Source organism: Tolypothrix tenuis PCC 7101 (assembly GCF_963874875.1).
Taxonomy (GTDB): Bacteria; Cyanobacteriota; Cyanobacteriia; order Cyanobacteriales; family Nostocaceae; genus Aulosira; species Aulosira tenue.
The window spans coordinates 3,160,424-3,173,061 of the sequence record NZ_CAWNJS010000001.1 but is presented as its reverse complement, the minus strand read 5'-3'; the positions used below and the strand labels follow the sequence as shown (position 1 = coordinate 3,173,061).

The following is a 12,638-nucleotide window of genomic DNA, read 5'->3' as shown; positions in this document are numbered from 1 at the left end:
CTTGATACTTTATCCTTCCAAATCTCGCCCCTTCACCTCACCTAAGCTTTCCGCATCTAAAACATCACCTGTGGTATAGTAGCCAGCCGCTTTCTTCGCCTCAATTTCTACCCGTGCATCTTGGGGAATCAAATCTTCTGGGATGGGTACCCGTTCGACAATTTCAATCCCCGCTTGGGTGATGGCGTTGTATTTCATATTACTCATTGACACCATGCGGTCGATGCGGGTAATACCTAACCAATGCAACACATCGGGCATCAATTCTTGAAAGCGCATATCTTGCACACCCGCCACGCATTCTGTACGGGCAAAGTAAGCATCAGCGCGATCGCCTCCTTCTTGTCGCTTCCTGGCGTTGTAAACTAAGAATTTGGTAACTTCTCCTAAAGCACGTCCTTCTTTGCGGCAGTATACAATTACACCCACGCCGCCTTCTTGTGCAGTTTGGACGCAGACTTCAATCCCATGTACTAAATAAGGACGACAGGTACAGATATCGGAACCAAAGACATCAGAACCGTTACACTCATCATGTACTCGCACAGCTAGCGGTTTATTAGGATCTGCGATCGCAGCTAAATCACCGACAATGTAAACTGTGACACCACCAATTGGGGGTAAAAAGACTTCTAAATCAGAACGCGTTACCAATTCGGGGAACATCCCCCCAGTTTGTTCAAATAAGGCGCGGCGTAAATCTGTTTCTTGGATGCCAAACCGCTTGGCAATTCCTGGTAAATACCAAACTGGCTCAATCGCCGCCTTAGTAACGACCAAATCACCGCCTGGTTTCATAATTTTGCCATCCACCTGCAACCGCCCCTTATCTACCGCTTCTTGCAGCTCCGGCATATTAATATGAGCCTGAGTAATGGCAATTGTGGGGCGGATGTCATAACCTTGGGCGTAATAAGAGGCAAAGACCTCACTAGCTACCGCCCCAAAGGGGTCTAGGGACACAATTTTATCAGGATCAGCCCAACTAGGATGGGGGCCAATATGAGTAACTGGCGAAGTATTAGTCAAATCGGCGCGATGATCTGACTGTAAAGCCCCGCTAGCCACCGCTAAAGCACGATAGACAGCATAACTACCAGAATGGGTGCCAATTACATTTCGGTGTGCTTGCTTGGTCAAAGTGGCGATAATCGGGCCACGTTCCATCGGCTCGGCTGCGCCCCAATTAATAGGGATAGGTTTGGGGCCAAAACTATTGGGATGGGATGTGAGAACAATATGCCTGGAAACACTATTTGGCTTTGGCATAGATTACTTGGTTTTTTTTGTGATGTTTTTATCAACTGTTAGTTAACTTGTTTTGTCAACTACCAAAAGTCAGCTGCTATTTTTAAATTTATGATGTCCTAATGACTAATTATCTATAAATTTTACGCTAAAAACCAGTACCAATAGTATTACTGAATACATAAAAAATGTAACACTGAAAACGCTAAATTTGTAACTCTAATTAAGAGAATTTAAAGATGACTTTAAATATGTTTAAGTAGAGATTTTTGTGCGACAGTTGATATATACATACATTTACCTAGACCGAATTTATGGATTCTTTATCTATCAGCTCTTTACTTGAAGATTTGAAAAATTCAGATGCTACAGTCCGGGAACAAGCGACTAAGAAAATCTGGCGCATCTGGTTTCAACAAAAAGGCATTTATGGGCTGGAGAAAATTGACCACAGTCAGAAATTATTGGATGCTGGGGAAACTACTGAAGCTGAAGAAGTGCTAACAAGATTAATTAACGAACAACCAGATTTTGCTGAAGCTTGGAATCGTCGTGCTTTTCTTTACTACAGCATGGGTAATTATCAAAAGTCCTTAGCAGATTGTCAGATGGTTGTGAATCTCAATCCTGTACATTTTGGCGCACTCCACGGTATGGGGTTATGTTATGCAGCTTTAGGCAAATATGTTGAAGCAATTCAAGCTTTTCAGCGTGCTTTAGCTATTCAACCCTATTCACTGGTGAACCAAAAGTTAATTCTGGAATGTACATTCAGAATCAGCTAAAACACCCCAGTAAATAGAGGCCTTATTTTATCCCATGAATCAGCCGCCATCCGCATCAGCAACATTTGATAACCTGAATCGCCGCCAATTTCTTCAGTATGCTTCCTTATGTATAGGTAGTAGCATCGTAAGTGCCTGTGCTAATAGCAACTCTGAAAAAATTACACCTTCTGGGTTAAATAAAGTAACCTTTGGTACAAATTGGTTAGCGCAAGCAGAACACGGCGGATTTTATCAGGCGATCGCAACTGGAATTTACAAAAATCACGGTCTTGATGTCACCATTAAAATGGGTGGCCCGCAAGTACCTAGTGGTACCCAGTTATTGATGGGTGGAGCAGTAGATTTTTTCATGGGTTTTGGTATTGATGCTATCAATGCAGTAGCACAAAGCATTCCCAAAATTACCGTAGCAGCAATCTTTCAAAAAGACCCTCAATGTATCATTACCCATCCCAACACAGCAATTAAAACCCTTGCCGACCTCAAAGGCAAACCGATTTATGTATCCGCTGCTGCAAACGTTACTTATTGGCCACTGCTAAAAGCTAAGTATGGTTTTACCGACGCACAAAAACGCCCTTACAACTTCAATCCTGCTCCCTTTTTGGCTGACAAAACCTCAGCGCAACAAGGGTATATCACTTCAGAACCATTCGCGGTTGAAAAGCAAGGTGGTATTAAGCCGATAGTGTTTTTACTAGCAGATTATGGTTATCCCACATACGCAACTACAATTGAGACCAAGAAAGAATTAGTAGACAAAAATCCCGACTTAGTGACACGCTTTGTTGATGCCTCAATTAAGGGCTGGTATAGTTACTTAGAAAATCCTCAACCTGGTAATGATTTAATCAAGAAAGCGAATCCAGAAATGACAGATGAGCAGTTAGCTTATAGCCTTACCAAACTGAAAGAATATGGAATTGTGATTTCTGATACTGCAGAAAAACTTGGAATTGGGGCGATGAGCGAGGCTAGATGGAAGTTACTATTTGACAATATGGTGCAGTCTGGAATTACCCAGTCGAATGTTAAGTATCAAGACGCATTTACCCTGCGATTTGTCAATAAAGGTGTAGAGTATTACAGAGCGTGAGGGATTGGGATGAGGAAGCAGAGGGAGCAGAGGAAGCAGGGGAGCAGAGGGGGACAAAGTCAGAAATACCCAATCTCCTATGCCCGAAGCCCCATGCCCTATGCCCTATACCCTAAACGAAAAATATTAACCTTGCTGTTTGCAGCAATGGTTGTCATCAGTATTGTTACAGGTCAAAACTATTCTCTCAACGCAGCTTCATCTGTAGGCAAAGATACGCTGACATTGATTACTTCGCCAGATTATCCGCCTTATGAGTTCTATGATACTCAAGGAGGCGATCGCCAAATTGTTGGCTTTGATATCGATATCGCTAAAAGTCTGTCGCAAAAACTGGGGTTTAAACTCCAGGTGATGGAATCCGATTTTAATGGCTTAATCCCTGCACTCCAAGCTAATCGCGCGGATTTTGTCATGGCGGGGATGACTCCCACCCCAGAACGCAAGAAAAATGTTGATTTTTCGATTATTTATTACGAAGCTAAAGATACCATTGTTGCCCCGAAAACTAGCAATCTCAAACAACCCCAAGACTTAGCGGGGAAAAAAGTTGGGGTACAGCTAGGAACTATTCAAGAGCAAAATGCCAAAAAAATAGCTGAGAAAGTTACCGGAATTCAGCTAAAACAACTAAATAAAGTACCAGAAGCCATTCAAGAAATTAAATCAGGGCGCATTGATGCTGCCATTGTGGAGGATACTGTCGCGAGGGGATTTGCTCAAGCCAACCCAGAGTTAGAGTTTAACGTCATTCCTGCCGCAGAAGCCAGTGGTTCGGCGATCGCTTTTCCGAAAGGTTCTCCTTTGGTACAGCCTTTTAATCAAGCTTTGCAACAAATGCAGCAAAAAGGCGAACTCAAGCAATTAGTAACTAAATGGTTCTCCCAAACTACCGCCGCTGCTAACGTCTCTTCAGCACCAGCCAAAGGCGGATTGAATTTAGACTTTACGAGAATCATCCCCGAAATTCCCTTTATCCTTAAAGGTATCCCCCTGACGTTGTTATTTACCCTATTCTCAGTATTTCTAGGGTTAATTTGGGGGACAATTCTCTCTCTTTGCAAAATTACGGGAATCAAGCCTCTGACTTGGCTGGCTAACGCCTATACTTCTATCTTTCGCGGCACACCATTACTATTACAGTTGGCTTTAGTTTACTATGCCACACCCCAGCTAACAGGCTATGACATCTCAGCTTTAACCGCAGGAGTGCTAACCTTTACCCTCAACTCTGGCGCTTATATGTCCGAAACTATTCGCGGGGGAATTCAAGCGGTAGATAAAGGACAAACGGAAGCGGCGATGTCTATGGGTGTTCCCTATGGGTTAATGATGTGGGACATTATCTTACCCCAAGCCTTAAAAAACATTCTTCCGGCTTTGGTAAATGAAACTATTGGACTATTGAAAGACTCAGCTTTAGTCTCGACAATTGGGGTAGTAGAAATTTTACGCAGCGCTCAAATTGTCGGTGCAAATAAATATATTTACTTTGAGCCGCTATTGTTTGCAGGGTTTATTTACTATGCTTTAGTTATGGGTTTAACCTTTGCTGCATCGGTTTTAGAAAGGAGGTTAAGACAAAGTGAGTAACGTCTTAATTCGGACAGAATTTTTGTGTAAATCCTTTGGTAAACTCGACGTACTCAAAAATATCTCCACGGAAATTCACCAAGGTGAAGTCGTAGCAATTCTCGGCCCTTCTGGTTCAGGTAAATCTACATTTTTACGCTGTATGAATCTGCTGGAACGTCCCAGCAAAGGCAAAATTTATTTTCATGATCAAGAAATAACTCATCCTCAAATCAACATCGGCCAAGTTCGGCAACAATTGGTGATGGTGTTTCAACACTTTAATTTATTTCCCCACATGACAGTAATGCAAAATGTCACCTATGCGCCGATTAAAGTCAAAAAAGTAGATAAAAAATTAGCCGAAAATAAAGCGCTAGAGTTACTCACAAAAGTCGGCTTAGAAGCAAAAGCAGATGTTTACCCATCTAAATTATCAGGGGGACAGAAACAAAGAGTTGCCATAGCCCGCGCTTTAGCAATGGAACCAGAGATGATTCTCTTTGATGAGCCTACCTCTGCATTAGACCCGGAAATGGTCAAAGATGTGCTGCAAGTGATGCAAAATTTAGCGCAAACCGGAATCACAATGGCGATAGTTACCCATGAAATGGGATTTGCTAGAGAAGTGGCTAGCCGGATTATGTTTCTTGACCAAGGTATTTTAGCAGAGGATACGACTCCTCATGAATTTTTTCAGAATCCGCAGTGTGATCGCGCCAAACAATTCTTAGAAAAAATGCTTTAATTTGAACGGTGGTTTAAAGATAATTGGTTAGGGCTGTCATTTGTTCTTAGTCCTTCTTACAAAGTTCTGATCGGAGGAAACCTCCGCTCAGACTTTGCGCTTTGTCATTGGTAAGAGTTTGGTTTATTTTTATCGACTTACTGCGTTTTCAAGGCTGATGAAATGTCTAATAATTCTCCTTTTGAAAATCCTGAAGAACTACAGCAATGGTATCAGGGATTAAAAGATGCCAACCGCAATAATATTTTCTGTCATTGTCGTGCTTGCGGGTATGAATGGATGGATTCAAAATTTGATGCTACTTGTACTCAATGCAATAGCCAAAATGTTGAAACTATTTCATCTTGGCAATTTCCCGATGATTAAATAAATGCGTTATGTTATGGCGATTTTCATATTGGGGAGGTACAGCAGTAAAAAATTAACCGCTGATAGAAGAAGATAAACGCAGATAAACGTGGATAAATTTGGGCTTGTAAATCAACCGCAGAGACGCGGAGGACACAGAGAGAAGAAAAATCAAGATTGAGAAATGCTTGAGAGTGGCGATAGGGTTTACCATAATTAATGCGATCGCAGGCTATTCTCTACCTGTTTCTAATGAATAACCCTCCCGCTATTCAACTCAGCCACATTAGCAAAGTCTACAAAAATGGCACAGTGGCGCTGCAAGACTTAAATTTAGCTATCCCAGAATCACAATTTATCAGCATCGTCGGCCCTTCTGGGTGTGGTAAAAGTACAGTCCTCAAATTAATTGCCGGACTAGGACGCATCAGTTCTGGTACTATTAACTGGGGTTTGCCTCCCCAAGCACGCAAACTCGCCTTTGTGTTTCAAGATGCAGCACTTATGCCTTGGGCAAATGTGAAAGAAAATGTCCGCCTACCCTTAAAATTGGCGGGAGTATCGCCACAAGAAACTAATAGTTTAGTGCAGCAAACATTGGCATTAGTAGGATTAGAAAAATGTGAGCGTAGTTACCCCCGTGAGTTATCTGGGGGGATGAAAATGCGGGTATCAATTGCGCGTGCTTTAGTGACGCAACCAAATATTCTGTTAATGGATGAACCATTTGGAGCCTTAGATGAAATCACCCGCAGTAAACTTAACAGTGACTTACTAAATTTATGGTATCAACACCATTGGACAGTGGTTTTTGTCACTCATAATATTTACGAAGCAGTGTATTTATCAAATCGAGTAGTAGTGATGGGGACAAATCCCGGACGAATAATTGCAGATATTGAAATTGCTGCACCTTACCCCCGCAGTGAGGAGTTTCGTACATCATCTTTGTATAACGAATATTGTCGCCAGGTTTCCCAATCTCTAGAAATCGCGATGAGTTATTTCCCCAATGTGGCATTTTAAATAAGTAAAAAATGTAAAGAAATCAACCACATCACAAAATATCAATAAACTAAAAACCCTTACAAATGACAAAGCGCAAAGTCTGAGCGGAGGTTTCCTCCGATCAGAACTTTGTAAGAATGACTAAAGACAAATGACAACCCTAACGAATTATCTTTCATTAAAAGCCTTATTTAGAAAAGGATGCTATTTAAACGTCGCCCCAAATTACTCTCGCTTGAGATTGTTGCACCCGTATTAGTGGGGATTTTCGCGTTGCTATTGTGGGATATATTCGTGCGAATTACACAATTACCGCCCTATATTCTCCCTGGCCCCATCTTAGTCTTGCAAACCTTAATTAGTGATTGGAATGAGTTGTTCTCATCCTTATTAATTACCCTACAAATAACAGTTGTCGCCTTTGTTGCGGCTGCAATTTCTGGGTTAATCATAGCGATATTGTTTGCCCAAAGCAAATGGATTGAGCGCAGCTTCTTTCCCTATGCAGTCATTTTACAGACAACTCCCATAGTTGCGATCGCACCTTTAATTATTCTCTGGTTCAAAAACAATACCTTCGCCGCCTTAGTAGTTTGCGCCTGGATAGTCGCCTTTTTCCCCATCGTCTCTAACACTACTTTGGGACTCAACAGTGTAGACCGCAATTTACTTAACCTATTTCAACTCTACAAAGCCTCTCGTTGGCAAACCCTGCTGTATTTGCGCTTACCCAGCGCCATGCCATACTTCTTAGGTGGGTTAAAAATTAGCGGTGGTTTAGCTTTAATTGGCGCAGTTGTGGCGGAATTTGTCGCGGGAACTGGCGGGGAAAAATCCGGTATCGCCTATCGCATTCTCATTTCCAGCTATAACCTGCAAATTCCCCGAATGTTCGCCGCATTATTCCTAACTACGGGGTTAGGTGTGTTAATTTTCGTCAGCTTGAGTGCTTTATCGGACTTTATCTTACGTAAATGGCACGAAAGCGCAGTTGAACAAGAGGATTAACACTGCTGTAGCTTTGTTAGACAAGCTTACTTCATTAATCCTCTTGTATTTTAGACGAGCGTAGGTATAGCTCAGGGTAGACATCGCCTTTTTTACTCGAAGTTTCGACTCCAGAACATGACAGTTGAGGCTTAAAGGCTGAAAGTTCGTGTTCGGAAGGTGAAGTTTCGTGTTCCAAAGGCGAAGTTTTTTGTTCTGAAGGCGAACGTTCGTGTTCAGAGGGCGAATGTTTCTGTTCCGAACGAGAATGTTCGTGTTCTAAACGACAACGATGCAGTTCAGAAGTTGAAATTTGCTGTTTATCACTCGAAATGACACTATCACAACACCTCTGTTGTTCTTCTCTGCGTCTCTGCGCCTCTGCGTGAGACAAAAAGATCTATGTAAAATCGAACCGCGTTTGCGTAGCGTCTCGCAGAGAAGGACGCTAAGGAAACGAAGGAAGAGGGAAGAGAAAGCTTTAGCTGTAATATGGCTTTACATAAGCTCATTTTTGTCATCTGTCGTTAGGATAAGTTACAGGTGTACAAATTATTTCTACTGCTAGCAAAAATGAATATTGACCCTGTAGTTAATGTACTTAAAAGTATTGCTAAACCTGCGGCTTCTCTAGTTATTAATCAAGCTCAACGCAATGAAACTGTAGTTAGAACCTTAAAACAATTCAATTTTGACCCAGTACAACCGCCTAAAGATGTTGATGGTGTTTATGTTTATTCTTTAATTGAGTATGGTGTAGATAAGCCCGAAGTACTGCTGAATCTTTTTCGAGAAAGAGAAATTAAAAATGCTTTTTGGAGTGCTTATACTTCAAACTATCCTTTGGGTTTTTACAAGGAAGTAGAAAAGTTTTTGCAGGGTAAGGATTCAGAATTTGATATCCGATTGATGAGAATTGAATTGCGATCGGAGTTGGAGGAGTTTGGGGAAATATTTATTCAGGTTGCGAAAAGAAGCAAATCAATAGAGTTTGAGCCTTTTCCTAAATGGAATTTAGACGAGTATCCAACAGAATTTAAGTCGTTAATTAGAGAAAAAATTCGCTCGTTTTGTGGTCGTCAGTTTGTTTTCGACGCATTTAAGAAATTTTGCAATAAAAATCGCAGTGGTTATTTTACAGTAGTGGGTGATGCGGGGATGGGGAAGAGTACCATTGCTGCTAAATACGTCTGGGACAATAGATCGCCATGCTATTTTAATATTCGCCAAACTAGTAGCAATCGAGCGGAGCTATTTCTTGAAAGTATTCGCCAGCAATTAACTAAGCGTTACCAGTTGCAGAATGTCGAGAAGGCTAATTTAGCTGATTTACTAGAACAAGTTAGTAAAAAAATTCCTGTTAGCGAACGTCTGGTAATTGTAGTTGATGCTTTGGATGAAGTGGAGCAAGAAGCTGGGGGAAATCTTTTAGATTTACCAACGGCGCTACCAGAACGTGTCTATTTTCTGCTGACTAGACGACCATATACTATAGATAAAAAACGCTTATCTGCACCAGATGTGCCTATGGAGGAGCTAGATTTAAGGGCAAATGACTATGTTAATTTGAGCCGTGAAGATATCAAAAAGTATATTGGGTTATTTTTGAATGTCGATGAAGACTATAAGAAGGCACTTAGACAATGGATTCAAGACCGCAAAATTGATGAGAATGATTTTGTTGAGCAGGTAGCAACTAAGAGTGAAAATAATTTCATGTACCTGCGCTATGTCTTGCCAGGAATTGCTAAAGGTGACTATCAAGACCTGAGTTTAAAGCAATTACCTCATGGACTGCAAGAATATTATCAAGTTCATTGGGAACGTATGGGGATGGATGCAAAGCCCCAAGCAGTAAAAGTATTTATCCTGTTTATTTTAGTGGAGATTGGTACACCAATTCCGTGTGAGATGATAGCGGCTATTGCCAAACAGGATGAATATGATGTGCAATTAGTTTTAGAAGAGTGGGTTGAGTATTTGAAGCAGCAGGATATAAAAAGAGAAATCTGCTATAGCATTTATCACGCTAGTTTTTTAGACTTTTTGAAAGCAAAACGAGTTTTGGATTCTAAACGGAAGCTATTTCAAGAGGTTAATCAAGGCATTGCAGACTACCTTGTAAGGAAGATGGCGTGATATGGGAGAATTTGCAGACAAATTAGCGGCACAAAGTCCTGCTTTTCAACGTGCTTACTTGGGTAGTTTAGCGCCAAGCTTGGTAAAGTCGGGAAAATTAGAAAAGTATTACAAAACCCTGACTGATTTTGATTTCATCACTGCCAAGATTAACTATCTTGAGTTTGGGGTGCAGCCACTAATTGACGATTATGATTTGATTGATGACGTAGAAATATTAACTCACCCAGAATATAACGCCAAAACTGTAAAAGCCTTGAAATTAATTCAAAGAGCCTTGGACTTATCTAAACATATTTTAGAGCGAGATAAAACACAGCTTGCAGCACAATTATGGGGACGTTTGCAGTGCTTTCAATTGCCAGAAATTCAGGCAATGCTAGTGTCAGCAAAACAAAGTGAAAATACTTGGTTGCGTCCTTTAGCTTGTAGTTTAGCTCGCCCAACAGGGCAATTGCTACGTACTTTTGTCGGTCATGGTAGTGAGGTAAAATCTGTTGCCATTACTCCCGATGGCAAGCAAGTTATTTCTGGTTCATCTGACAACACTATAATAATTTGGGATTTCAAAACTGGTCAGAAACTTTTTACTTTAGAAGGTCATACTAAACCTGTTATTGCTGTAGCGGTGACACCAGATGGCAAACGCATAGTATCTGGTTCAGAAGATACAACTTTAAAAGTTTGGGACTTGTACACTGCAAAGGAGATTTGTACTCTTAATGGTCATACTAGTGTAGTCAATACTCTTGCTATTACTTCCGATAGCAGAAAAGTGATTTCTGGTTCAGAGGATGCCACTCTTAGAGTGTGGAATTTAAAAACTAGAAAAGGTTATTGCTTAAAGGCTGGAACTAATAGCATTATCGAAGGTGGTAATGATAATGTGAAAGCAGTCAGCATCACTCATGATGATAAATGGGTAATTTCTTGTTGGAGTTTTATTAGAAATGATGGAGAACATTTTTCTAGTTGGGAAGCAATTGAAATATTTAATTTAGAAAATATAAATTCAAAAACAATTAAAATTAATGAAGGTAAAAATGTAAATAGTTTAGCTATTAACAAAGATAATAAATTGGTGGTTTCTTATGGTGAAGAAGCAAAAATCAGTATTTGTAATTTAGAAAATTTATTTAAACAAGAAGCTAATTTTAATATTATTAATCTTGAATCTTTGCAGCAAAAAAATATCAAGTTTTTGAATTTTCATCCTTTCATACCTATAGAATTTATTACTTTTACAGGTCATACTCAACAAGTAAAAGCTGTCACATTTACACAAGATGGGAAGCGGATAATTTCTGCTTCAGAGGACAAAACTCTTATAGTTTGGGATTGGGAAAATAATAATAAATTGTTAACACTTGAAGCTCATACAGACTCAGTAAATACAATTACATTAACTCCAGATGGTAAACATATAATTTCTGGCTCGTCAGATAAAACTCTTAAAGTTTGGAATTTAGAAATTGAAGAAGAATTAAATGTTACTAACTCTGAGCAGTTATTAGAAATTACAGATATGGTAGGCGAGGGTTGCGATCGCAAATTTATTTTCGATTCTAAAGCTGAGAAAAACATCTTTCATACTATTAAATTTACTGACTCTGTAAATGCTATAAATATAACTCCAGATGGTACAGTGATGATTTCTGTTTTATCTAACATAAACAAAAATTTAAAAATTTACAATTTAACAGAAAAACAAGAAATTGCTACTATCAATCTTAAAAAAAATTCCGTTTCCAACAAAAACATTTTACTAGTTCCTTCGATAGCCATAACTAATAATATTAAATATTTAATTTATGATATTAAAAAATCTATTTTAAGCCGCTATGCTTTAGAAAGTAGGAAAAAAACTTTTTTTCTTAATGTACCTTTATTTTATTTAGAAGCAGCTAAAAACTCTCTCTTAATGTTTAGTTTGACAGTCTTAATTATAGTGGGCTATGAAATTTTAGAAATCTTTAAAGAATATAAATTAACAGGCGATCTATTTTTTATGACATTCTTAATATATTTGTATATATCAGGGTTTTTATTATTTTCAATCAATGATTTCTGTTCAACAAAACTTTCAAGTTTTGTCGATAAAAATTTTAGTTCTATAATTATTAGTCCTGACGATGAAAGAGTCATATCTTGTTATTACAAAAGCCTCAATGTTTGGAATATCAAAACTAAGAAAAAACTCTTCACACTCAAAGGTCATACTAATAGAGTAACATCAATAGCAATTTCTCCAAATGGAAAATACCTGATTTCTGGTTCAGTAGATAAGACTTTAAAAGTTTGGAATTTAAAAACTGGCAAAGAACTATTTACACTTAAAGGTCATAATGATCGGGTGACATCTGTTGCTGTCACTGCGGATGGTCAACAGGTAATTTCTGCTTCTAAAGATAAAACTCTCAAAATTTGGGATTTAGAAAAAAGATTAGAACTATTTACCCTTATAGATAATAAGTTCGCCGATACAGTTGTTGTCACGCCAAATGGTAAGCAAGTAATCTCTGGTTCATGGTTAGATAATATTATTAAAGTTTGGGACTTGGAAAGTAAGAAAGTTATTGCTAGCTTCAGTGGGGATAGTGAGTTACTTTGCTGCACTATTGTTTCAGATGGAGTAACAATTATTGTAGGCGAAAAATCAGGAAGATTGCATTTTTTACGTCTTGAAGGCATCAAGTAAGAAGTA

At 39.3% G+C, this 12,638-nt stretch carries 10 protein-coding genes; 9 read left to right on the top strand and 1 reads right to left on the bottom strand.

Annotation, left to right across the window (positions count from 1 at the left end; all coding sequences use genetic code 11):
• Positions 1-9: 9 nt before the first annotated feature.
• Complete coding sequence (locus tag AACU25_RS12945; RefSeq protein ID WP_096576206.1) at positions 10-1,269, bottom strand: GTP cyclohydrolase II; 1,260 nt, start codon at positions 1,267-1,269, stop codon at positions 10-12.
• 293 nt (positions 1,270-1,562) lie between these two features.
• Between AACU25_RS12945 and AACU25_RS12940 the strand changes: the two genes are divergently transcribed.
• From AACU25_RS12940 to AACU25_RS12900, 9 genes are all read left to right on the top strand, one after another.
• The gene (locus tag AACU25_RS12940) at positions 1,563-2,033 is read left to right on the top strand and encodes a tetratricopeptide repeat protein (RefSeq protein ID WP_045867459.1); all 471 of its coding nucleotides are present in this window, start codon (positions 1,563-1,565) and stop codon (positions 2,031-2,033) included.
• A gap of 34 nt (positions 2,034-2,067) precedes the next feature.
• Positions 2,068-3,132 carry an ABC transporter substrate-binding protein gene (locus tag AACU25_RS12935; RefSeq protein ID WP_096576204.1) on the top strand — a complete coding sequence of 355 codons (1,065 nt, stop codon included), beginning with the start codon at positions 2,068-2,070 and terminating at the stop codon, positions 3,130-3,132.
• 93 nt (positions 3,133-3,225) lie between these two features.
• A complete protein-coding gene (locus AACU25_RS12930) occupies positions 3,226-4,725 on the top strand; it encodes an ABC transporter permease subunit (RefSeq protein WP_096576202.1) in 1,500 nt (499 codons plus the stop codon).
• Positions 4,718-5,452, top strand: a complete 735-nt coding sequence (locus AACU25_RS12925; protein ID WP_096576199.1) for an amino acid ABC transporter ATP-binding protein — start codon at positions 4,718-4,720, stop codon at positions 5,450-5,452. The genes AACU25_RS12930 and AACU25_RS12925 overlap by 8 nt, the downstream gene beginning before the upstream one ends.
• A 162-nt stretch (positions 5,453-5,614) precedes the next feature.
• Positions 5,615-5,818, top strand: a complete 204-nt coding sequence (locus tag AACU25_RS12920) for a hypothetical protein (RefSeq protein WP_096576196.1) — start codon at positions 5,615-5,617, stop codon at positions 5,816-5,818.
• A 234-nt stretch (positions 5,819-6,052) separates the two neighbouring features.
• A complete protein-coding gene (locus AACU25_RS12915) occupies positions 6,053-6,826 on the top strand; it encodes an ABC transporter ATP-binding protein (protein WP_096576193.1) in 774 nt (257 codons plus the stop codon).
• Positions 6,827-7,009: 183 nt separating this feature from the next.
• On the top strand, positions 7,010-7,816 hold the full coding sequence (locus AACU25_RS12910) for an ABC transporter permease (RefSeq protein WP_096576190.1): 807 nt from the start codon (positions 7,010-7,012) through the stop codon (positions 7,814-7,816).
• Positions 7,817-8,338: 522 nt separating this feature from the next.
• Complete coding sequence (locus AACU25_RS12905) at positions 8,339-9,934, top strand: P-loop domain-containing protein (protein ID WP_339382024.1); 1,596 nt, start codon at positions 8,339-8,341, stop codon at positions 9,932-9,934.
• Position 9,935: 1 nt separating this feature from the next.
• Positions 9,936-12,632, top strand: coding sequence for a WD40 repeat domain-containing protein (locus tag AACU25_RS12900; RefSeq protein ID WP_096576184.1), 2,697 nt, complete (start codon positions 9,936-9,938; stop codon positions 12,630-12,632).
• The last annotated feature ends 6 nt before the right edge of the window (positions 12,633-12,638 follow it).